This window comes from Spiroplasma endosymbiont of Megachile willughbiella, assembly GCF_964273395.1.
Classification (GTDB): Bacteria; Bacillota_I; Bacilli_A; order Mycoplasmatales; family Mycoplasmataceae; genus Spiroplasma_A; species Spiroplasma_A apis.
This window is the reverse complement of record NZ_OZ187005.1, coordinates 279698-302928: the sequence shown is the minus strand read 5'-3', so window position 1 is coordinate 302928 and position 23231 is coordinate 279698. Positions and strand designations below refer to the sequence as shown.

The following is a 23231-nucleotide window of genomic DNA, read 5'->3' as shown; positions in this document are numbered from 1 at the left end:
CTTAAAAAACACCCTTATTAATTAGTTTATTCAGACTCTATCAGTACAAAATCTTACATAAAAAAAATAAAAACTGATTGTAAAAATCAATAAATACTAAAAAAGTGGTAATGACTTTTTTACTAAATAAAGACTTTTAAATAAAGTAATGTTCTTGTATCAATAATAAATACGTTAGAAACTAAATAGGTTCATAAAAGAACTTCAATTTTGTTTGAAAAAGGTTAAAAAAACCCAATTTATGAATTGGGCAAAATTTTATTCTATAACATTCTTCTTTATAACTTTTTGATTAATTGACTTTCAGTTTTGATATGCTTTATGTCCTTTTATCATGAATACTAAGGGAATAATCCCTAATCCGCCCATCAATGTAAGAAAAACATAAGAAAAGTAAAATAAAATTAACTCTATCTTAAATTTTTTTGGATTTCCAGTTTCAATTTCGTATAAAATGGTCATTTGGTTGTTCATAGGGCTTTTTAACTTTCTCTTACGTTTAAAAAAACTTAATATAAATATATACTCAAAAGTTAGTAAAATTATAAGACCAACCATAGGTATGACTTGAATTATAGGAGCAAGTCATTCTCCTTTGGTGATATAAATAATCATTCTCACTGAAATTGATAATAATATCAATGAATCAAAAATAGTTATTACAAGAGCTCCTGCTATAAAATAAGTTGCTTTTTTATTAAAACATTTATTATTTTCCATAGTAAACTCCTTTTCTTTCTTTTATTTTTAAAAGGAAGAATTAAATATTTACTCATCATAATGATTTTTTTTGTTTTATTAATTTTTGGGTTTGTTTAATTTCAAAAAATATTCTTTTTCTTTCCAAAAAAGACAAGAAAACTTTTAAATTTAATAATCATTCATTTAAAAAGAATAAAAACTTATTCAACATACTTTCGTTTAGATTAAATCTTAAAAAAATGTTTTTGGTTCTTTTTACAATGCATAAAACTTTTTTAAACACATAGGTTTGTATCAATTTATACAAAGACTTCATTAAAATAAAAAATAGATATAAAATAATTAGAAAAACAATTAGAAATCCCACTAAAATTCCTTGAGGTTGTAACGAACTTGTTATATTTAAATCAAAAAAAGCAACATTCAAACCTTGTTCAAATAACAACAAAGGAATGATCAAAAATATTATTTTTTCAAGATTTTGGTTAATAAATGATAATTTATAATCATCTTTTTTTAAACTTACTTGATAATTCTCCGCTAAATGTTTATTTATTTTTAAGATTATAAAAAAACTATAAATATATAATGAACAATTAAAAATCAAATTTAAATAAAAAGGAAGCTGATTACTTAAATAAGGTAAAAGATTATACAAAAAGGAAATACCAAAAGTTATGCTTAAAGTCTTTTTAAAAAAAATATTATGTTTTAAATTCTTCATACATACCTCGTTTTATTTATTAATTTTAGCAAAAGTAAGAAAGGTTTTACAGTCAACTTTTAGTTTCAAGAATAAAAAAACTGTTCCTAAGAACAATTTTTTGTATATTAATCAACTAATGTAATCTCGTATCCAAGGTTACCACTTTCTGTTTGAGATGGTTTATATTTTCCTTCAGTATATTCCGTTCCCTTATATCCACCAATTTGCATTGCAAGTGGTGCTAAAGCATCCATACCATATATATTTTGTCCACCAGGAATAATTTCAAAAGATGGAATAGCGTCATCATTTGAATAATGAATTTTTGAGAAATTCACTAATTCTTCTATACTAACAGTCTTTTTGAATTGTTCATCCATTTGAGAATATATGTTTTCAACAATATTTTTTTTATTTTTACTATTATAAATAGTTTTATTCAACTTTATTTTGTTTTCTTTTGAATCTTTTATGTGTTCTCCAAATACTATTCTGTTCTCTTCTTTTAATTTAAAATCAAAAGTTGTTGTTTTACTAGTATTTGCAAAAACTCCAGACAACGAAGTTACTCATGCTAGATTTACATTAATTTTATCTAAAAAAACATTTTTTTCTATTCCAATATCATTTGCTTTTCCGATAATTTCCATTGCACCAATGAATAAATCTGATTTTAGGTATTCTATTAGTGGGTTGGCTACACCTGCATTTTGCATTGCAAATGTATATGGTATGTAACCTGGATTACCATCGATTTTGGTATTTTCGTTTGTTTTTATAAATTCTGAGTTTGAGTTATTTTCAGAACCACCATTTTGTTTTATATAATCACCATCAAAGAATTTTCGTTGTTGATCAAAAATACCCTTTGCAACATACATATTTCCGATATTTATATTTTTTAATACAGTTGCTGAGTCTATATTTTGATTTACATCAATAGTAGTAGCTCCTATTGCTCTTTTTGAATCAGCTTTTGCTTCAATCTTATATTTTTTTTTTGTATTCTCTACTTTTTTGATTTGAACATCATCATTAGAAAGATTCAAAGTGTTCATTCAGTTAAATGATGTTAATATAGAATTTTCAGTTATTGCGGTCTCTTTAATCCCTTTTTCTGCATTAATAATCCCATTTTCATCCATATTACCAGCCAATATAGATTTAACTAAATTAGTATCATTTTCAAGATCTACTATTTTATTTTCTTCTGGTTTGACTTCTGTAGTTTTTTGCGCACAAGCAACTACTGTTGCACCGGTCGATGTTACCATTCCGAATGCTGCTATTAAACTTATTAATTTTTTCATTTTATTTTCTCCTTTAGAATTTAATCTTTTGTTATTTAAATAGTTATTTATTAAAAGACATACTACTTGGAGGGCAAAAACCTTTTTTTAGCGTGTTTAAGAAATCGGTTTTTCTATTACTTATTAAACAAGTAATTTCTTCGTTTTTTTGAACCATGAAAGTGTAAATCTCAAGTTCTATATTTTCTTGGCCCAACTCAAATGAAAAAACATCAATACTGAAAAATGAGTTTTCAATGTTGTTTGCTATTAAGAAGTTCGAGAAATTGTCATCTAACTTCAAAAAGGTAATTTTTTTTCTGAATATATCTACTGCTAGCATCAAAAATAATAATATGATAGCAAATGCCACTAATATAAAATCTAATCCAATTATGGAGTATAGAACTTTTGTATTTATATCAATAAACTCAAGGCTTAAAAAATCATAATAATTTAAAAATAAAATTGGAAGAACAATCAATGTAAATTGAGTTAAGTTCTTAATTATTTCATGAGTGGAGTGGAGTTTTTTAATGTTAATGATTTTATATAAACTACTTATCAACTGATAATAAAGTTTAATCAATTCAATTATGATAGCAAATAATAGTGATATTAAAAATATAAGGTTTGTTAAAGTACTAAAAGCAAAGTCAAACATTAAAGGTTTTTCTATTACATTTAGTTCAATAAGAGTGCTTGAAATAATGTGTAAAAATAACAAAACACCAATTGAGGAATATAAAAGTTTTTTCTTTTGAATGTTCATTATTTCACCACTCTTTCTTTGAATTAGTTTACTATATTATAAAAAATTATGTTTCAAAATAAGTAAAGGTTAACTCTAATGTTCCCTTTAACTTTGTAGGATATTCATCATTACCTACTTTTTCTCGTGTTTTAATTGTTGCCGTGAACTTGTTTGAACCTTTCGATTCAATCACTGCGCCTTCAATATTAAGATCGTTTATAAGAATACCCAAAAGGTCTAAGCGAGATGCAAAGTTTAATGTAATATATTGCATAATTATGGAAAAAGGTTTTTTAGATGACAAAACGCCGAGTTCGTTCTTTGCATCTTCTCCAGCTAATTCATTGATATCCTTTTCACCAGGTCAAGGTTCTTCTGATTTCTTAATGTTGAATTCTAATATAATTTCTCCATAAAAGCTTTTTCTTTTTTCTTTATCAAAATCACCAAAATTAATTATAGCTTTATTCTCTTCTATTGTTATATTTGCATCTTCCTTTAACATCTCTTCTGCTATTTCATCGATAAATTTGATTAATGTTAAATTCATAAACATCATTTTCATTAATACTGTTTTTTTGCGATTGTCATTAATATAACCAAGTTTAAGTGTTCTTACTATATCAGGTAAGTATCTTGAATTTGTAACATTCATTTGAAAAATCAATTCATCTTCTAAAGCTAACTTGTTAGTTACTATAAACTTGTAAGTCCCATTTCTTAGTAAGTTATCATCTAAACTTTTTTCTAATAAAGAAGCATTTCTATAAACAGTATAGTTTAAATTATTCAAACTATAACCAGCCATCTCAAAAGCGTTGTTGACATCCTTTATCAAATCATAAGTATAGACATATTTACTAATATCTAATTTGTCTTCTTGAAATTTTTCAAAACCTTTTTTTTGAAATGGATAGACTGGGTCCGGACGTTTTATTTCATCATACGAACCAGATCCTGCACTACAAGAGACCAACATGTTTGTTGATGAAGAAAGCATTAAAATACCTGTAAATAAATTAAGTAGTTTTTTCATAGTTCCTCCTTTTTTACTCTTGAATTGCTAAAAGTAATCTAATTCTTTTAAGTATATTTCAACTAATTGTTGAAGATAAAGTGTATATTACACCTACGATTGTTAATGTTAAAATTGGATATCACCATGTAAATGCAAAGAATGGTAAAACAATTGAAGATTGGTATAAATTAGATATTATGGCTGCACAAACTGCAATTCCAATTCCATACCCAATAATTGAAGTAATTATAACCAAAGGAATATACATACCTATAAATAACTTCAATAAATATCTATTTTTGTATCCTAAAACTTTCATAACAGCTATTATTCTTTGGTTTTTAACAATAACTAAGTTAACAATCAACATAATTATTATCAAACAAAGAATAAGTGCAATAGCTATTATCACATATATAACAAACTTAATATTTTGTGCTATTCTATTTGCTATATTTTCTGCTAAGTCTATTTTTAGAGCATCATTGATAGTTCCTGTTTTGTATGCATTCATTGAACCATTACTTGTTTCACCACCATTTAATCCATAACTTGAGAAGTCTCCAAATTTTTGTGATGAAGTTAACCCCTTAGAAATATCTGAGAACGATGTATCCTGAGAAGTTTTGTAATTAAATAAAGGGTACTCATTTTCAAATAGCTTCAAAATTTTGTCTAAATTAGCAATATCTGATTCCAAAAAGTCCTTAAACTTGTCTTGATAATTTTTAAGAGTATTTCCTTCGTTATTAGTAGTAAGTTTCCATTTATTTATATTGTTTATAAAGTCTTCCATTTCTTTTGGAGTATTTTTAGGTTTTCTTCATTCTTCTAAAAATATTTGAAATAAAACAGCCTTAGTTTCATCAAATTTAGCTATTTTTTTAGCTTGTTCATTCTGTATTCAAGCTTTTGGATTTCCGTATTGTCTAGAAATCCCAACAACCTTATAAGTAGTATTTATAGTTTCGTTACTTTTGAAAACTTTACCTTCAGAAACTTTTTGTGACATAACAGTTGGCTTGATTAAAGACTGTTGTGAAGGGTCAAGGTTGGTATTGTAAATAAATTCGTTTGTTTCTTCACTAATCGATTTATTTTTCCATCCTTTTTCTTTTTGGTCTATTAGTGACCTTGAATATAATTCCTGCTGATTTGTGTAGCCACTACCATTCTGAGCGTTCATTTGCGTAGTATCTCATGAATCTAATTTGATAGGACCTTTTGAGTTGTTTAAAGATTCAATAATATGATCAACAGCGATATTATCTCCAACTTTGATATTTAATTGCTTGGCTAGGGTTTCATTTATTACAATATCATTTAAATTTTCAAATGATGAACTAAGATTTTTTTTGCTTTCATTAATTAAATTTTGTGTTTTATTACTTGGCTCAATTCCATAAATCTTGAAATTAGTACTATTTATAGCAGCATTCAAATATACACCTAAATCATCAGTTTTATCATTATAAGGTATAACATTGAAACCAACATTAAACTCTTTAGAGTCATCAGATAAACTATCATTCATTATTTTTCTTACTTGTTGTGGTGAACTTACATAGATACCTTGCAAGAATCCTTGTTGAAGGTTATTTATAAAGAATGCTTTTATTCAGTTATAAATAGTAATGACTCTTTTACCTACTACTGAATACCCTTCTTTTTCCAAAACATTATAAAAACTTAATTCAAGATCTTTATCTCCTTGAATTTTTCCTTTAGATAAGATTGGTGTGAAATCTGGGTTTGCATTTTTTAGTTCATGTAAGTCATCGTTTAAATCATCTTCTGTTATTAAATCTTTTTTAGTTTGCTCACCGTTAGGACGTATAACACCACTATCTTTGTCGTAATACATGTCCTTGATATAATTTAAACCAATTGTTTTACGATAATTAATATAAAATAATCTTAATTTTTCTAACTCATCAAGATGTTCTTTTAAACTAACTGAATTTTTAATAAACTCAAATAATTGTTTCTTTTCTATAAAATTGTTTAATCCAAAATAAGAGTAATCATTTCAAACACCTGATATAACACTTGTATAAGCTGTGTTTTTATCGACTCCATCTGGAACCTCTAATTTTAAATCTTGATTTGTTAAAAACTTTTTATTTAAGTTTTTATAAAGTAAATCTGTTAGAGTTCCAACATCTTCTTTTGGACTATAAACATCTGCACTAATTGTATTATTTAAGTACATATTGTATAACTTTTCAGAATCATCGGTTGGTAAAACACTATCACTACCGGGATTATAAGTTTTGTAAAATGATGTTGGTATATTATAGCTTGGTGAATAGTACTCAACCTTATTGTCGTATTTATTATCAATATATGAAGATTTTAAATAATTATTAAGTATGCTCGGAGAAACCACACCAATAGTTACTAAAAACGAAGCAATAAGCATTACTGAAATAATTGAAACAAATTTTGAAATAGATGAAGAAAGAATAGCACCTTTAAATCTTGAGTCAAACTTTTTAGATTTTGTTAAGAATTTCTTCAATTTGATTTTAAATTTATTAGTTGTAGATATATTTTCATAATTAATCATTTGCAAAGTTGAGTATTTACTCAATATTATTCAGTAAGTTAATAGCGTAATTGACAATAGTAAGAAAAATAATCCAAATACCAAGGCCGCAAGACCCACTATTGAGGGGTCAATACCAGCAAACTGTATGGTAAAGTAATTAGAAAAAATATTTTTTACTAATACTTGAAATGGTAGACCAATAAAATATCCTAAAATTCCACCAATTAGAGATATGAAGAAAGGATATAAACAGTTTGATATAATTAAACTTCTTGGTGTGTAACCTAGTGAAATTAAAACTCCATTTTGACTAAATGATTTTTCAATCTCATTTTTTAACATAATTACTAAAATTACAATACCAATTAAGATTATAGCTGCAGCTGTTGTGTACATTACTAAACTAAAATACTTTAAAATCTCTCCGAACATAGATGTTCTTCAGTGCATAGAGTAATCTTTATCGTTTATACTGTAAACGATTTTATTTGAGTTTTGTAAAGAACTACTAAAATATGAGTCTAGTCCAACGGATTTAGATTCTACTCGATCTGTCAAATAAGAGTTCAAAATTTTAGATAAATCATCAACACTGGTTTCCTGATTATTAAATTTAATTGAGTAATAAGTTTCTTTATCTTGTTTTGAGACTACCTTAATTGTTTCTTTTGATTGCAATTCAGTACTTGAGTAATTTATTTTGAAATTGTTAATATCAGGGATTACTTCACTTAACTTTTTAATTACCCTCTCGTTAAAAATATTAACAGCATAACTTTTGTTTCATCCAAAGGCTTTTGGATTAACGTATGCTAACCCTTCATTTTTAGCATTCGGTAGTGGAGATGTGTTATCAATTATTGGTGTTGCAAAGTCTGCGCTTGAACCAAATCCCACTACTTGAAATCAATTCATATTAAAATAATCAGAGTTTTTAATTCATTCGTTAATATCTTGATTTTTGTAGTCATCAATATTAACTTTTTTAGTTTTACTATCTTTAACTAAAATTGATGAACCAAATGAGTCCTCGTCGAATCTAACTATATCATTTATTTTTATGTTGTTAGATTGAGCAAAAGATTCAGATAAATATACTCATCTAGTAGTAAGGTCATATAAAGATTTTTCATAACTTTTTCAAGTATCTAATTTCATACCTTCTGTTACTACAAATTTATCAACACTTCTAGCTGTATCTAATCCTATTATTTTTAAAGTTTTTTCGTTATTAAGAGTGATTTTTCTAGATTCCACTCTATCAAAATCAAAACTCCATCCTCTTTTCTCTAAGCTATTTTTCAAGTATGAAAAAATAGCTTCATTTCTTACTTCTTCATTTGAAATTTCTCTAAAAGCATCATCTTCTGTATACTTGTATCCAATATTATCTAAATCCACAATTGCATCATGTAAATTACTTTTTAACGAAAACTGAGCGTTACTGTTTTTCAATCTATTTACAGTTGAATTCGTTGAAGTGAAAACAAAAACAGATAAAAATATTAATAAAATAACCATTATTAGTTGCAATTGATTTTTTATTAAATTTTTAAATGTGTTTTTGAAAAAAAGTTTTTGTCTTTTCATACATACCTCTTATCTATAATTAAAATATACACAAAAGATGCTATTACCTAAAGAAAGTTCTCACTCGTTTTTTAGGTTCGTGCAGTGTATATTTGTTTTTTTCTAGTTGAGTTTAGAAAAATAGCAGTTTTTCATTAAACTACTTAAATTATATTTGGTGTGTATTTCTTGGTGGATCTATATTCTTTTTATATTTATTTAAAAACGATGACTTCATTTCTTTTATTTTGATCATTATGTCCTTATTTTTGTTAACCATATATGTAGAAATTATATGGTCAAAGTCTTTTTCGTAAACTGATCAATTAAAATAAAACATTGAAAAAAACATTGTTTCAATGTTCAATGTTGAAAAGTTATATACAATTTCTATATTATGATTTAGAATTTGTAATCTTTTTATTATATTTATATAAGATACAAAAAGACAAAAAACTATTATGTTCATAATTATAATAAGTGATAGTAATGAAATATAAAAGTATAAAAATCTTATTTCAGTAGTAACAATAATATTTGCGAAATTATCATATAGTGAAATAATTATAAAAGGAGCAATTAAAAATGTTAATTGTATCAAATCTAATATTAACTCTTTTTTAAACTTTAATTCTTTTCATTGAGATGGCTCATAAATCTTTAACTCTATCTTTGATAATAGCTTTATAAATTCGAATATAATTAAAAACAAAATTATAACTAAAAACAGTGTTTGTAGTAACAAGCTCACATTTCTATTTAGGTATTTTAAATAAACTAATCCGCTAGAGTCCCCAGTAGTAATTAAAACTAAATGCAATATTACTAGACTAATAAATACTCTAAAAAGTACATTTTTCTTTTTTAAATTGTTCATAGTGTTAATCACTTCCTTGTATTTTATTTATTAAATATATTTATATAAAATAGGTAAACTTTTACTCTAAGTTATTCTAATTTTATAACATAATCGTTATATATATCAAGAAAGTTATCTTTTGGAAGTCATAAAAGTTTATTAGTTTATTAGTTTATTTTTTTGAAAAAAAAGTGAAATTCTTTTACTATTGTGTATAATAACTTTTAAGAAAAGTTTCGAGGTTATTATGTTTTTAAAGAAATTTGTAGTTTATAAAGGAATTAAATCTAATAAATCAAAGAGATCTTTTCAAATTGTATTTTATTTTTAAATATTGCCAGTCATTTATATATGACTGGTTTTTTTATGAATAAATAGATGTAGGAGGAAAAAATGGAAAATAAAACAGATGATTTAATACTTCAACCCCATCAAAAACCAAAAAATATTGGACAATGGTTAGTATTAAGTTTACAACATGTATTCGCAATGTTTGGCGCTACAGTATTAGTACCAATTATTATAAACGGGTTAGCAAATGAAACAGTTATCAATATATCTATGGCCCTTTTTTGTTCAGGGTTTGGTACATTAATTTATATTGCATTAACGATGGCTAAAGTACCTATTTATTTAGGGAGTAGTTTAGCATATATGACGGTTATCGGATTAGGATGAAAGGATTGGCACAATGCAGTTTTTATCGCTGTATTTGCAGTTGGACTAGTATATATATTAGTTGGTTTCATCATTCATTGAACGGGCATTAAATGAATTAAGAAAGCCTTCTCACCAGTGGTTATTGGTCCTATTATTTGTATTATTGGGCTTAGTGCAGTCAAAAGTGCATTAAGTGATATTGGTTTTATATGAGATTCAACTAAGCAATATCCACAATGATTATCAATTTTGATAGGAATTATAGTATTTTTAACAGCAGCGATGTTCATGTTAAAAGCAAAATCATTTTTAAGAGTTATACCTATATTGATTGCTTTAGTCATAGGTTATGTATTTACAGTGATATTACACTATTCATTATCAGGTTATGGTTATAAATTATTAGATACTGATTTAATAACTAATGTGTCTTCTTGAGAATGGTATCCAAGCTTTAAAGGCATTTGAAATGTGGACGGTTCGAAGATAGGACCTGCATTAGTTGCTATTGTACCTATCTCATTAGTAACTATGGTAGAACACCTTGGTGATCATATAAACATTGGTAATATGACAAATAAAAACTACATCGAAAATCCTGGTATTAGTAAAACATTGATGGCTGATGGAGTAGCAATGGGATTATCTGGATTAATTGGTGGACCACCGAATGCAACGTATGCTGAGAATACGAGTGTTGTTGGTATAACAAGGGTCGCTAGTGTATGGGTTACAGGTCTTGCAGCTTGTATGGCAATAATCATGAGTTTCATAGCACCAATAAATCAAATAATAATTATGATTCCAAAGCCAGTGCTTGGGGGAATAAGCTTAATGCTCTTTGGAATGATAAGTTCTAACGGTATAAAAATTATGATAGATGAAAAAGTAGATTTCAAAAATGCCAAAAATATAATTATTTCATCAGTAGTTCTTGCTACAGGTATCGGAATGAGCATTACTGGTTCTACCATAAAGATTGCAAGTTCTTTTGAAATAACAGGCTTATTCTTGGCAACATTTTTAGGATTAATGTTAAACCTTTTTCTACCAGACCAAGATAATTTAGGTTTCAAAAGTTTGTTCAAAAGAAAAGAAAAAATAAAAAAGACAAAAATAAAAAAATAACATGAAACTTTCGAAAAAAAGTTATGTTATTTGATTATTATAACTATACTGTAAGTACTTTGATACTTGCAGTTTTTTAATTATGCGGCGCAAAAGGATCGACAACAGACAATGTATCTGGGTTTTCTCTTTTTTTCATTTGTTTATCAACAGAATAATGATTACCATTAGACATTTTCAATCAGTCGATTATATCTGAAATTTCAGAAATCTCTTCACAGAAATCAATTGAGAACCACTCGTAAAATTTCACAGATGTGTAATCTTTTTCTGCTTTAGCATTTTCTGTGTAATCATCAGTCATGTGTGAGAACATTTCTCGCATTGACTTATAATAATTTAAAATATCGATTATATTATCGAATTCCTTAACCTCAACATTTATCGAAGAAACTTTGAACTTTTCTCCTCTATCTAGTAGATAATTCATAATTCTTCTTTGGTGAAGAAATTCATCTTGCGCTTGAACTTGAAAGAAATGTGTAAATCCAGGGTAACCCAATTTATCACAAGAATTACTCAAGTTATAACAAGTCAATTGCATTTTCGCATGTTCATTTATATAATTTTGTAAATTTTCAGTAATTGATTTATTCATATTTTTTTCCTCCTTTGTGTTAATGATATAACAAAAAAAAGGAAAATCTATTCCTTTAAAATTTTGTTAATTTAGCAATTGATTTTGCATATATTTCCATCATTTTTTTTAAGTCATCTATCTTAACATATTCATTGTAAGCGTGCATTGTTGATTCCTCTAAATCAAACTCTGCTCCAAAAGCTATCATATTTGGCATTGACTTTGCAAAAGTTCCTCCACCAATAGCTATTGGTTCTGATTCTAAATCACCAGTAACTTCTTGATAAACTGACATGATTTTTTGAACTACGTCACTTTCCTTAGAAAAATAAACACTGTTTTCAACAGCAACCACTTTTAAGTCTATATTTAGTGGTTTTAAAAAATCTCTTAATTTTTCATTTACATCTCTATGCGGATTACGTGTACACGGCACCCTAAAGTTAATTGTAAATCTAAAATCTTCTTTTGTAACTTCTATGATTCCATTACATACAGTAAGTGAACCTGTTTCATCTGAGATATCTCCAAATAGTTTTTCCATATTATAGTCTAAATGAAAATATTCACTTACAAATTGTGCTAATGGATGCTTCAATCCTACTTCATTAATTGCTTTTAAAAGTCAAGATGAAGCTGCCACTCCTTTATGCGGTAGACTACCATGTGATGATACTCCTTTTACAAAAAGTTTATTTTCATCTATATAAGTTTCGATGCTATTTTGTTTTAAATAATTATTAATTTCCTCTAATTTAGGTCCTTTATATGTTACTAAGTCATTTATCGCATTATAAACTTCTCCACCGCTTATCTCAAAGTCTGAACTAAAATTTCCTAATAAATCCACATCGCTTATCCATTTTTCCGCATAAACCACTGGAAAATGTCCATCAGGAACATAACCTAAATCACAAAGTTTTTCATTTTTTACATATGCTTCCATACATTCTCAATTAGTTTCTTCACTTGTACCAAATATGAATCGTACGGTGTAGTCTGGTTTAAATCCGTTATCGATTAAATACTTAAAGGCAAAAATATTTACCATTGTTGGCCCTTTGTCATCAAATGAACCTCTACCATACAATTTACCATCTTTTTCAATTGGTTCGAATGGAGGAGTATTTCATTCTGAAATATTACCAGCTGGGACTACGTCCAAATGACAAATAATACCGAATAATTTGTCAGAGTCTCCATAATCTGCATAACCATATCTATAATCGGGAGCTATAAATGTTTTAAATCCAAATTCTTTACATAAATTTATACAATGATCCAGAACGTTACGTATATCTTGGTCTACTGGGCTTCCTTTTTCTAAATTTTTACGATAAGATGGCATAGCAACCACTTTTTTTATTTCATCCAATGCTTTTGGGAAATAATTATCTAATAAGTCTTTTTTATCCACTTTCATTTTTAATACCTCCTTTTTTATTATATGCTTGTTATTTAAATATTGCGGTGTTTTTTGATTATGTCGTATGCATTATTGATTTGAGCCATAAGTTCTTTAGCTTCGATCGTTTTATTTTTATCTGGGTGATACTTTCTTGCCAAGCTACGATATGCCTTTTTTATAGATTCGTTTGATGTTTCTTTCGTTACACCCAATAATTTGTAACACCTTAAAAGATTTTCTTCATCTAATCTATTTTTATTATCATAAGTCTCATTTCAACTATCACTTTGATGGTTAATTTTTTCTATTATTGGTACTTCATCAATGATTATTTTTGTTAATTTATCCAATTCATTAGAGAAGGTTTGAAAACTTTTATCAACTATTTTTTTGAAAAAATCATCAATAAATTTGACTGAGTTTAAGTGAGTTGTATCCATTATTCTTTTTATAAATGTATTATTGAAAATTTGAAAGCTATGTTCACTGAATTTACGATATAACTTCATCACCGGTAAATTTCTATTTTTAGTTTCTTTTGAAATTTGTTCTAAATATTCGAACAATTCTCTTTCTTTTGAAGCTCAAAAAATATAAAAACTGTTTTGAGTTTTTGATAAAAATTCAACTAAGTTATTATCATTTATGTTCTTTCTAGTTTCTAAAAAGTCACTTTTAAAAGGAAAAATATTAAAATTTTCATAAAAGTTGTGGTTCTTTAAAAAAATTTTTTTATCTGTGTCGTTTGAAAACTTCATTTTGAAATTTGCGAGTTCCTTTTCGACCTTTTTTAAGTTATTATTCTTGATTAAATAAATAAAGACAAATAAACCTAAAGCACAAAAGGCTAATAATAGTGTGATAGAAATTGCAACCAATATGTTCATTTTAACCTCTTTTAAAAAAAGACTCTTTTGTAGAGTCTTTTTTATTTTATTTCTTGTGGAACTACTACAGCACGTGTTTTGTTTTTCCCAAATCTTTGATATTTAACTATACCTGAGACTAGAGCGAATAAAGTATCATCCCCGCCTCTACCAACGTTATTTCCTGGATGGATCTTAGTTCCTCTTTGTCTAAATATAATTGAGCCAGCATTTGCAAATTGCCCATCAGCTTTTTTAGCTCCTAAACGTTTTGATTCTGAATCTCTTCCGTTTCTTGTTGATCCTACTCCCTTTTTAGAAGCAAAATATTGTAAACCTAATAAAAAACGCATTTTAAAGCACCTCCTTTATCTTTATATTTTTTGGATATTGAATTTGAATCGTTTCTAATTGTATTTTTAAAAAATCTACAAACTCTTGTAATAATTTATCGCTCTCTAGGATGATGATAGAAATTTTATTTTCTTCTACTATTATCTCGACATTTTTACCACATTTTTTATCAAACGCATTCAAACTTCCATTAACTATTGCTGTTATACCAGCACAAACTAAATCTTTTCCGTATTTATCTGAGTTAGCATGACCACTAATGATTATTTTAAAGAAACTATTATTTTCTTTATAAAACTCAGCAACTACCATACTATTCCTCGTTTTTAGTTTTTGTTTCAGCAGATTTTGTTTTTGTTGTTGAAGCTGCTGCTTTAGGTGTTGATGTTTTTGATGTTGAAGCTGCTGCTTTAGTTGTTGATGTTTTTGATGTTGAAGCTGCTGCTTTAGTTGTTGATGTTTTTGTTGTTGAAGCTGCTGCTTTAGTTGTTGATGTTTTTGTTGTTGCAGCTGTTTTAGCTGTTGAAGCTACGGCCTTAGTTGATGATGCTTTTTCAGTTGTATTAGTACTTGGTTTTGTTTCAACAGATTTTGAAACTTTACCCCCAACAGATATATCATCGATTTTAACTTTTGTAAATGGTTGTCTATGACCATAAACTTTGTTAACATTTTTCTTTGGGTGATATCTTACAACTCTAAGTTTTTTACCTTTTCCTTGTTTAACTATAGTACCCATTACAACAACATCTTTTACTAATGGTGTTCCTATTGCAGTATCTGTAGCCAACACTTCGTTAAAAGTAATTTTTTGTCCTTCCTCTACCGAAACCTTTTCAATGTAGATTTCGTCACCGGGTTGAACCTTTATTTGTTTACCACCTGTTTTAATAATTGCGAACATATATATTCCTCCAGTCTAGACTCGCCTTGTATGTGAGTTTTACCTTCTTATAACATACAAAAGAGCGGTTGAAACTAGCAACCTAAATTATTTTATACTTTTTTTAAATGAATTACTAACTTTTCTTTAAATTTAATAACAACTATTTTTACGAGAGTTTTTTTGTATTAAAGTAAAGTGAATTTATAACCACCGACAAAGACGATAACATCATAGTAGCAGCTGCTATTTGAGGCAATAAAAGACCAAAAGCAGCAAGAGGTAGACTTAAAATATTATAAATAAAAGCTCAAAATAAGTTGGTTTTTATTTTAAAGTGTGTTTTTTTAGCTATTTTGATAGCCTTAATTATTAGTAAAATGTCTTCACTTGTTATTATGATATCACTAACTTCTAAAGCAATGTCTAGCGAACTAGATAGAGTAATACCTATATCAGCCTTTTTTAATGCTAAAGCATCATTCACTCCATCTCCAACCATTACTACAGTGTTTTTTTCTTGTTTTAAACTCTCTATAATCTTTTCTTTTTCAAGAACTGTTTTTTTACTGTGATATTCTTTAATATTAGTCATATTTGCAATATATTCAACCGGTTTTGCATCATCTCCTGATAATAAAATTGTTTTTATTTTAAGTTTGTTAAGTTTTTCAATTAACGTACTTGAGTTTTCTCTTAGAGTATCACTTAATTCTAAATATCCACAATATACTTCATCAATAACTAAATTCAATATCGAGAAGTATTTATTATCTGACTTATTATAAGGTTTTTCTTTATCTAATAGTCAATTGTTTGATCCTACTTTTATTTTATGTTCATTGACTATCCCACTTAAACCCTTTGATGTATGGGTTGTAAAATTTTCTACAGGAAAAGTCTTGTAATTAGGTAGCTCATTTATTAATGCTTTAGCAATAGGATGTGAAGATTTCATTTCTAGGGATTTTAATAAGCTCAACATATAGTTTTTATCAAAAGTGTCATTTTTGATATTAATTGAGTTGATTTTAATATTTCCATGAGTTAAAGTACCTGTTTTGTCAAATACAAAAACATTTGCTTTTGCCAATTTTTCAATAACATCGCCGTTTTTGAACAAAATATTATTTTGTGCTGCTTTACTAGATCCGACTATAATAGCTATTGGCGATGCAAGTCCAAGTGCACAAGGACAAGCAATAATCAAAGTGGTAATTGCATTTAAAATGACTCTCTCTGAAACATATTTATCATATAGAACTCAGCCAAGAAACGTTACAATGGCTAACATTATCAAGAAAGGTACGAAATATGCCGTAATTTTATCAACAAGCTTTTGGATAGCAATGTCATTAGATTGAGCATTCTTTAATAAATCTACTATTCTATTTATCATAAAATCTTCTTGTTTTTTTTCAAATAGTATTTCAATATAGCCCTCTACCAAAGTGGTGCCAGCAAAAATATTATAATTATTTGCTATATGAATGGGTTTAGATTCACCAGTTATAATAGAATTATCGGCTCACCCTTCGCCATTGATTACTTTTCCATCAATTGGAACTAACATACCATTTTTAACAATAACTATATCATTTAATATTAAATCACTTAAAGAACATTCAATTATTTCATTATTCTTTTTTTTCAAAACTTTTTGTGGGACCAACTTTGAAATCAAATCCATAGAGCTTTTTGCTTTATTCTTAGCAAGACTTTCTAATAATTTCCCCAGTAAAATTAATGTAATTATTGTTCCAGCAGTTTCGAAGAATAAATGATCTCCATGAATATATGTTCAATTATTTTTAATTGATTTATATATGCTCAATGAAATCGCTAAAGTTGTGCTTAATACTACTAAAATATTCATATTTAGTTTTTTATTGATGATCGAATAATATGATGAAATAAAGAATGTATAACCAATAAAAAACTCTATTATTATAATTGTAATAAGCTGATAAATTGGATTATTTAATATAGCAGTTAAAGTACTCTCATACTTAAATAAACCTAAAAACATTCCTAATAATAAAGGAAAGGTTAAAGTGGCTGCCAAAATGAATCTTATCAAATAGGACTTTACTTCCCTATCTCATAGTTTTGTTTCAAAACTTCCAGTTTTCTCTTCAGCTTTATAACCTAATTTTTTAACTAAATCTATTATGTGCTCGCTATTGATTTCCTCATCACACTCAACGATTAAAGATTTAAGTGGTAATGATACTCTTACTTTTTTAATGCCTTGACTTTTAGAAAGAGAGTTATTAATTGTTTTTGCACAATTAGTACAACTCATACCTTCGAGGGAGAATTCTCTTTTCATAAATTACATATAACCTATCTTCTTTAAAATTAGTTTTATATCACTTGAGCTTATTTTAGACTCATCATAATTAATGGTAGCTACTTTTGTTTCTGGATCGACATGGGTAATAACAAAGTCTTTCTCTTTTTTTACTAATTTTTTTATTTTCTTTACACAACCCTCACATTTTATATTTGTTAATGTAACTTGAATTTCTTTCATATATTCCTCTTATCTTGAAATCTTATCAATTAAATTTTTTATTTCCTCAATATATTTTTCATTATTTTTATCACTTTTTACACAACCATCAATGTGATCTGTGATTAATTTTTTTGAAACAGAGTGTAAAGAGGCTCTGACAGCATTAACTTGGTTGATTATATCAATGCAGTATTTATCATTTTCAATTTGATTAATAAGACCTGTTACTTGTCCATTAATAATTTTTAATTGTTTAATTAAATCTAACTTTAATTTTTCTTCTCTATTAGTTTTTGCCATATCTCTCTCCTATACCCCTAGGGGTGTAATTATATTAACATATTTTAAAAAAAGGTCCAAGACCTTTTTTTAAAATAGTGGAAGGGTGTGGTCGACAACCTGATTTTTGTGTTCCAAACTAAGCTTATTCGAAGATGTATTATCCAATTTTATTGTATTTTTTCCAATTTTCATATCTAACTTATCATAGTCATTAGCATGATTAAATAAAAATACTGTTGAAACAATATCGGAATACATATCTTCAACGAACGAGGTTACTGAACTGATTATTGAAGCGATTCCTCCAAATAAAGATCCAGATACGCCAGCACCACCTCTAATTTGATGTTTTTCATGAATAGTTAATTCTCTCATATTTACCTCCAAATATATTTTCGTAAAGATATAAGAATAATTACTATTTTTTATGAAAATCATTATACAAATCTGTTTTATTTAGTTTATATTTTTTTGATACTGACTTAATAGCTTCTTTTTTTGATATTCCTTGTTCAACTAATTTTATTATTTCACCTCGAAAGTCAGTTTCTTTTGAAGTAATTGAGCTTAATGAGGCATTTTTGTCAATGACAATTACAAATTCTCCTTTACATATGAAATCATTTGAGTTCATATAGTTGGATACTTCATCAATGGTACCTAAAATAACTTCTTCATTAAGCTTAGTTATTTCTCTTACGACAGCGATTTTAGTGTCATCGTTCAGTATTTGGTTTAAAAAATTAATTGTTGAAATTATACGGTGTACAGACTCATATATTGTAATCACCGCTTTATAATTCTTGTCATTTAAAAAAGTTATTAAGTCAACTATTTTACTTTCTTGCGCCTTACTTTTTTTATCTAAAAAACCTAAAAAAATATTTTCATAAAAGTTAAAACTTGACATTATCGCTGCATGAATATAAGCAGGACCTACATTAACAGCTGTGACATTAAAGTTTAAAGTTTCATCAATTTTAAGAGCATTAATTATTTGGGTTCCAGGATCAGAAATACCTGGTACCCCTGCATCACTTATAATCGCAATATTTTTTTGCAAAATTAAGTCATTTTTAATTTCTTCTAGTTTTTCATGTTCGTTAAATTTATGAAGTGCTTTTAAAGGTTTGGTTATCTTTAAACTTTTTAGTAATTTTTGACTATCTCGTGTGTCCTCACAATAAATGATGTCTACTTTTTTAAGTACTTCTATCGCCCTGTGAGAAATGTCACTTAAATTTCCTATTGGGGTACCTACCATAAATAACGTTGGTCAACTATTCTTATATGTTTTTTGAATACTTAACATATTATTCTCCCATTTAAAAAAACCTAATGTATAGGTTTAAGAAATTTCTTCAATTGTTATTTTGTATGGTTCTTTTAATTCACGGATTTCCATTGTATCTCCAACTGATCTACCGATCATTGCTTTAGCTAATGGAGATTCATTTGAAATTTTATGTTCAAAAGGATCTGCCTCAATCGCACCTACGATTTTAACAGTTGATATTTTTTTTGTTTTTGTATTCATAAAAGTTACTTTGCTTCCAATTTTAACTTCAAATGTTTTTTTATCTGAACTTTCAATGATTTTAGCCTTTGAAAGCATAGCTTCAACTTCTTTAATACGAGCTTCAACTTCTGCTTGTCTATTTCTTGCCGCATCATAATCTGCATTTTCAGAAAGATCTCCTTGAGCACGTGCTTCAACTAGTTCTTCGATTACTTGTGGTCTTACTACATTAATCAAATGAGTTAATTCTTCTTTAAGTTCCTTAAGACCTTCCTCAGTTAATATAATATCTTTATCTGTCATATTAGTCCCCTTTGTTAACTATGATATTATACATTTTTTAATCAATAATATGTATATAATTTTGTCATTTTCCTTTTAATCATCTTATTATGTAAATTATAGACCTTGTTAGAGGGTCTACAATTATTCCTAAATAAACAAATATTAATCCAAATCCACCAACAGCATTAAAAGCATAGACGATGGTAAATGGTATAGCAACCATACCAATACCCATAGTTATAAATGATATTATTATTGGATATCATAAATCACCAGCACTTCACAAAGCTCTTAATAAAGTCATATTTACAGTATCAACTAAAAGTTTTACAGAGAATATTAAAAGTAATGTAATTCCTCAAGGTCAAATATATTCAGTTGGTGTATTTAGTAGTTTCAACATCGGCCACGATAGACAAATCATCACAATATTAGATATTATTGTGGCATAAATAGCTGCCTTTCAACAATTTATACCAGTTTCATAAGCTCCTTGTCGATCATTTGCACCAATTTTTCTAGCTACAAACACTGATGTAACCGTTCCCATAGCTTGTATAAAAGCGGCAGAATATTGTCCGATATTATTCGCGTCACGATGCAACACTAATCATGAAAATTCGTTACTGATTGGTGCATTTGTTGATAGTTTAGCTATTGCGATTCCTGTCGCAAAGTTACATAAATTTCAAACACCCATTTCGATTGTTATTGGTAAACCAGTTTTAATAGTTTCAACTGAGTATTTTCAGCTTAATTGTTTTTTCTTATTAATTTTAAAATCTATAAACTTAAAATTCATAAACATCATATATATAGCTTGAAAAATCCCAGTTACAGTTAACGAAAGCGCACTATAAACGGGGTTGACATTAGTAGCATATAGAATCACCATTACTACTATCAAATCAATCACATTTGCTAGTATCGCACCAATAGTAACATGTAAGCTTTTCTTCATAGATTGAAGGCCAGCTACAAATACTTGGGTTACTGATAACAACACTAAATTTATGTTCAAAAAGCGATAATATTTTGATACAAAGTGTAATTCGCTTTTTTCATATGTGTTAGCACCTATTATAGGAGTGTCTTTTGCTTCCATTAATTTTACAATTTGCTCTGCAAATGATTCAATAAAAACAAAAATTATTGAAGTTATCATTAAATTTACTATTAGTCCAGATACCACTACTCTAGAAACTTCGTCTTTTCTGCCTTGACCAATCAAATTACCTGCTACTACGATTGTTCCTGTCGAGATCAAACTTGGAATGAACTGTAACGTATTATAACTTAACACTGCTTTTGAAACAGCTTCAGAGTAAACACCACCATCATATCAATTTATAGCTATTAAATTTATTTGGGCAATGATTATATTGAATAATAATTGCACAAAGATAGGAATTGCCATCTTTGTTATATCTTTTAAGTCTTCAACTTTTCAAAAAGGTACTTTTATTTTTTCAAAAACAATAACATCATTCTTAGATGTCTTAAGTTTTGATTTGTCTTTATTATTTTTCATTTGCTTCTTCCTTACCTAAATATTCAAATAAGTTTTTTGTTGTTTGTTTATTTTTTATAATCGCCAATAATTCATCAAAACTAGCAGCCTTAATATTTTTTAAAGTCAGAAAACTTTCGTAAAGCTTTTTAGCAGTTGTTGGACCTAGACCTTTTACATTAGCAACCAAATCATCCTTCAATAGGTTATTGGATTGTCTTTTTCTAAATCCAGAGATTGCAAAATTATGCACTCTCATTTGAAAACTTTCTAACATTTTAAATAATTGTGTATTTTTTTCAAGATAAATTTTCTGATTATCGTGGTTGAAAACATATTCTGTTTTATGGTGGTCATTTTTAACAAGACCAATTATAGGTATGTTGATACCAAGTTTATTAAGTGTTTCTCTTGCTGCGTTTACTTGAATAATACCCCCATCCATAATTATTAAGTCTGCTCACTTACCATGATCATCTTTATCCTTAGAGTATCTACGTTCTATCATATTTTGCATTCTGTGATAATCGTCAGGGTGTTCAATATCAATATTGTATTTTCTAAAATCATTCTTACTCGGAACACCTTGTTTGAAAACAACCATTGCACCAGTTACGAACTCATCTAGAATATTTGCTACGTCGTACATTTCTATATGAGATGGGAATTTGGGTAAGTTTAAAGTGTTTTGCAATTCTGTTAACAATTCTTCTTTTGTTAAAACATTTTGATCACTGTAATTAATTTTTTGATATAAAAATTCTTGAGCATTCTTTTTAGCTAGATCTAAAAGTTTTTTAGATATAGTGTCATTTTCATCAAGTACCTTGTTTCCAAATAATTGTTTAAGATCATCCAACTCTATTTCAGAAGGTAGGATAATGTAGTCTGATAATATATTTTTTGCATAAATTTGCATCACAAAACTTTTCATCATTTCGAAAATGTTTTGGCCTTCGTATTTGAATATATCTTGATCCTTAAGGGCTAATTTTCCACCACGATAAAATAATACTGTAAAGCAAATATAATTATCATACTCAAAATAATTGAATACATCTCTATTAAGATTGTCATTTAAATCAACACTTTGTTGTATAAGTGTAAATTCCATATGTCTTATTATTTCTTTGATTCTCTGAGCCTCTTCAAACTGAAGGTTTTCTGAAGCTAAAAACATTTTTTGTTGTAATTTCTCTTTGACATCAGTTGACTTTCCGTCAAAGAAATCTTGAACTAGTTTAATTTGTTTATCATAGTAATCTTTATCTACTTCTTTAAAGCAAGCACCACTACATTGGTTTATATGATAATGTATACAAGGTTTATTTAAATTACCTTTACATCTACGCAATGGATAAATTCTTTCTAATGTTCTCATAATATTTCTGGCACTTGTCCCATCTGGTAATGGACCAAAAGAGATCTTGTTTTTTCTGTCATAATTACGTGTATACAAATACATCGGGTCTTTTTCATTTGTTATTGCAATATAAGGATAACTTTTATCATCATTTAATACGATATTAAATCTTGGCTTATATTTTTTTATTAGATTTTGTTCTAAAAGAAGAGACTCCTTCTCATTATCTGTTATTATAGTTTCAAGTTTAAAAATCTCACGAACTAGCTTAGTTGTCTTAAAATTATGTGCCTTATTAAAATAAGAATTCACTCTTTTTTTTAAGTTTTTAGCTTTTCCGACATAAATGACTTTATCGTCTTTATTGAAGTATAGATAACAACCTGGTTTTTCTGGAATTGTCTTTAATTGTGATGCAAGTTTCATA

At 27.4% G+C, this 23231-nt stretch carries 20 protein-coding genes and 2 pseudogenes; 1 reads left to right on the top strand and 21 read right to left on the bottom strand.

All coding sequences use genetic code 4. The annotated features are described in order from the left end of the window. Positions 1-258: 258 nt before the first annotated feature. The 7 genes from ACI2WZ_RS01355 to ACI2WZ_RS01325 form a co-directional block, all read right to left on the bottom strand. The gene (locus ACI2WZ_RS01355) at positions 259-720 is read right to left on the bottom strand and encodes a hypothetical protein (protein WP_500245013.1); all 462 of its coding nucleotides are present in this window, start codon (positions 718-720) and stop codon (positions 259-261) included. A gap of 40 nt (positions 721-760) precedes the next feature. Continuing rightward, positions 761-1426 (bottom strand): hypothetical protein, encoded by a 666-nt coding sequence (locus tag ACI2WZ_RS01350; protein WP_500245012.1) that lies wholly within the window; start codon positions 1424-1426, stop codon positions 761-763. Between the two features lie 107 nt (positions 1427-1533). Beyond that, entirely contained in the window at positions 1534-2718 is a 1185-nt protein-coding gene (locus ACI2WZ_RS01345; protein WP_500245011.1) for a lipoprotein, read from the bottom strand. Between the two features lie 43 nt (positions 2719-2761). Beyond that, complete coding sequence (locus tag ACI2WZ_RS01340; RefSeq protein ID WP_500245010.1) at positions 2762-3469, bottom strand: hypothetical protein; 708 nt, start codon at positions 3467-3469, stop codon at positions 2762-2764. 46 nt (positions 3470-3515) lie between these two features. Then, the gene (locus ACI2WZ_RS01335; protein WP_500245009.1) at positions 3516-4487 is read right to left on the bottom strand and encodes a hypothetical protein; all 972 of its coding nucleotides are present in this window, start codon (positions 4485-4487) and stop codon (positions 3516-3518) included. A gap of 13 nt (positions 4488-4500) precedes the next feature. Beyond that, positions 4501-8610, bottom strand: coding sequence for an ABC transporter permease (locus ACI2WZ_RS01330; RefSeq protein ID WP_500245008.1), 4110 nt, complete (start codon positions 8608-8610; stop codon positions 4501-4503). A 148-nt stretch (positions 8611-8758) separates the two neighbouring features. After that, entirely contained in the window at positions 8759-9466 is a 708-nt protein-coding gene (locus ACI2WZ_RS01325) for a hypothetical protein (protein WP_500245007.1), read from the bottom strand. A 375-nt stretch (positions 9467-9841) separates the two neighbouring features. Between ACI2WZ_RS01325 and ACI2WZ_RS01320 the strand changes: the two genes are divergently transcribed. Next, the gene (locus tag ACI2WZ_RS01320) at positions 9842-11236 is read left to right on the top strand and encodes a uracil-xanthine permease family protein (protein ID WP_023789040.1); all 1395 of its coding nucleotides are present in this window, start codon (positions 9842-9844) and stop codon (positions 11234-11236) included. 76 nt (positions 11237-11312) lie between these two features. Here ACI2WZ_RS01320 and ACI2WZ_RS01315 read toward each other — a convergent pair whose 3' ends face one another. The 14 genes and pseudogenes from ACI2WZ_RS01315 to uvrC form a co-directional block, all read right to left on the bottom strand. After that, the gene (locus ACI2WZ_RS01315; protein ID WP_500245006.1) at positions 11313-11834 is read right to left on the bottom strand and encodes a ferritin-like domain-containing protein; all 522 of its coding nucleotides are present in this window, start codon (positions 11832-11834) and stop codon (positions 11313-11315) included. A gap of 55 nt (positions 11835-11889) precedes the next feature. Beyond that, positions 11890-13239, bottom strand: a complete 1350-nt coding sequence (locus ACI2WZ_RS01310; RefSeq protein ID WP_023789038.1) for a Sapep family Mn(2+)-dependent dipeptidase — start codon at positions 13237-13239, stop codon at positions 11890-11892. A 50-nt stretch (positions 13240-13289) separates the two neighbouring features. Continuing rightward, positions 13290-13472 (bottom strand): annotated as a pseudogene (locus ACI2WZ_RS01305) (DnaJ domain-containing protein); the annotation flags it as partial. 680 nt (positions 13473-14152) lie between these two features. Next, positions 14153-14443: a 50S ribosomal protein L27 gene (rpmA, locus tag ACI2WZ_RS01300; protein WP_023789036.1), complete on the bottom strand. Its 291-nt coding sequence runs from the start codon at positions 14441-14443 to the stop codon at positions 14153-14155. A gap of 1 nt (position 14444) precedes the next feature. Further along, complete coding sequence (locus ACI2WZ_RS01295) at positions 14445-14756, bottom strand: ribosomal-processing cysteine protease Prp (protein WP_023789035.1); 312 nt, start codon at positions 14754-14756, stop codon at positions 14445-14447. A 295-nt stretch (positions 14757-15051) separates the two neighbouring features. Next, positions 15052-15348, bottom strand: a pseudogene (rplU, locus tag ACI2WZ_RS01290) (50S ribosomal protein L21); the annotation flags it as partial. Between the two features lie 148 nt (positions 15349-15496). Continuing rightward, a complete protein-coding gene (locus ACI2WZ_RS01285) occupies positions 15497-17659 on the bottom strand; it encodes a heavy metal translocating P-type ATPase (protein WP_500245005.1) in 2163 nt (720 codons plus the stop codon). A gap of 3 nt (positions 17660-17662) precedes the next feature. Continuing rightward, complete coding sequence (locus ACI2WZ_RS01280; protein ID WP_500245004.1) at positions 17663-17863, bottom strand: cation transporter; 201 nt, start codon at positions 17861-17863, stop codon at positions 17663-17665. Between the two features lie 9 nt (positions 17864-17872). Then, complete coding sequence (locus tag ACI2WZ_RS01275) at positions 17873-18145, bottom strand: metal-sensitive transcriptional regulator (protein ID WP_023789031.1); 273 nt, start codon at positions 18143-18145, stop codon at positions 17873-17875. A gap of 69 nt (positions 18146-18214) precedes the next feature. Beyond that, positions 18215-18502, bottom strand: coding sequence for a hypothetical protein (locus ACI2WZ_RS01270; protein ID WP_023789030.1), 288 nt, complete (start codon positions 18500-18502; stop codon positions 18215-18217). Positions 18503-18545: 43 nt separating this feature from the next. Next, complete coding sequence (rsmI, locus tag ACI2WZ_RS01265; RefSeq protein WP_500245003.1) at positions 18546-19439, bottom strand: 16S rRNA (cytidine(1402)-2'-O)-methyltransferase; 894 nt, start codon at positions 19437-19439, stop codon at positions 18546-18548. A gap of 36 nt (positions 19440-19475) precedes the next feature. Beyond that, positions 19476-19949, bottom strand: a complete 474-nt coding sequence (greA, locus tag ACI2WZ_RS01260; protein WP_023789028.1) for a transcription elongation factor GreA — start codon at positions 19947-19949, stop codon at positions 19476-19478. Positions 19950-19986: 37 nt separating this feature from the next. Next, positions 19987-21462: an MATE family efflux transporter gene (locus ACI2WZ_RS01255; protein ID WP_500245002.1), complete on the bottom strand. Its 1476-nt coding sequence runs from the start codon at positions 21460-21462 to the stop codon at positions 19987-19989. Beyond that, positions 21452-23230 (bottom strand): excinuclease ABC subunit UvrC, encoded by a 1779-nt coding sequence (gene uvrC, locus ACI2WZ_RS01250; protein WP_500245001.1) that lies wholly within the window; start codon positions 23228-23230, stop codon positions 21452-21454. The genes ACI2WZ_RS01255 and uvrC overlap by 11 nt, the downstream gene beginning before the upstream one ends. Position 23231 lies beyond the last annotated feature (1 nt).